The sequence below is a fragment of the Mycobacterium sp. 1165196.3 genome (genome assembly GCF_001673415.1).
In the GTDB taxonomy this organism is placed as follows: Bacteria; Actinomycetota; Actinomycetes; order Mycobacteriales; family Mycobacteriaceae; genus Mycobacterium; species Mycobacterium europaeum_A.
Genome location: NZ_LZLU01000024.1, coordinates 1 through 782, shown reverse-complemented (window position 1 = coordinate 782; position 782 = coordinate 1). Strand labels below are relative to the sequence as shown.

2 pseudogenes are annotated in these 782 nt (G+C 68.2%); one reads left to right on the top strand and one right to left on the bottom strand.

What is annotated here, in order from left to right:
* A pseudogene (locus tag A5659_RS28035) lies at positions 1 to 286 on the top strand (hypothetical protein); the annotation flags it as partial.
* Between the two features lies 1 nt (position 287).
* On the opposite strand, the pseudogene A5659_RS02765 reads toward A5659_RS28035, so the two are convergent.
* Positions 288 to 782: pseudogene (locus A5659_RS02765) on the bottom strand (hypothetical protein); the annotation flags it as partial.

Genomic DNA, 782 nt, shown 5'->3' with positions numbered 1-782 from the left:
GACGATCTCGTTCGGCACCCCGTACGGCACCGTCGACTACGAGGGCGCCACCATCCCGGTTCCGGTGGACGACCAGATGAAGATGGTGGCCAAGCTGTCCGGCGGGCAGTCGTACACCGCCACCACCCTGGGCGAGCTGGAAAAGAGCTACAACGCCATCGAGAACGAGATCGGCTACGAAACCGTGAAGGGCGACGCCAGCCTGGCCTGGATGCTGCTCGGCGCGTTCGTCCTGGCCGGCGCCATCCTGGCCGGGCTCCTGCTGAACCGCAGGCTGCCCGCCTGAGTCAGCTGGGCAGGCGCCGGTTGATCAGCAGTGCCAGCGCGGTCGCGATCAGGGCGGTCAGCACGGCCAGCCGCAGCCAGCCGGAGCTGCCCGGCCCCGGCACCGTGCGGTAGCCGATCTCGTTCTCGATGGCGTTGTAGCTCTTTTCCAGCTCGCCCAGGGTGGTGGCGGTGTACGACTGCCCGCCGGACAGCTTGGCCACCATCTTCATCTGGTCGGTCGAGACCGGGACGGCGATGCGTTGCCCGTCCATCTCGATCTCGCCGCCCTTGGTCCCGAACGAGATCGTCGAGATCGGCACGCCCTCGTCCTTGGCCAGCCGCGCCGCCGTGTAGACGCCGTCGTGCGGATCGCTGGGATTGGAAGGCTTGTTTTCGCCGCCGTCGGAGAGCAGCACGATGCGGGCCGGCGGCGGACCGTCGCCGCCGCCCATCACCGAGCCGACCGTCGCGATCGCCTGTAGCGCGGTGAAAATGCCTTCCCCGGTAGCGGTTTT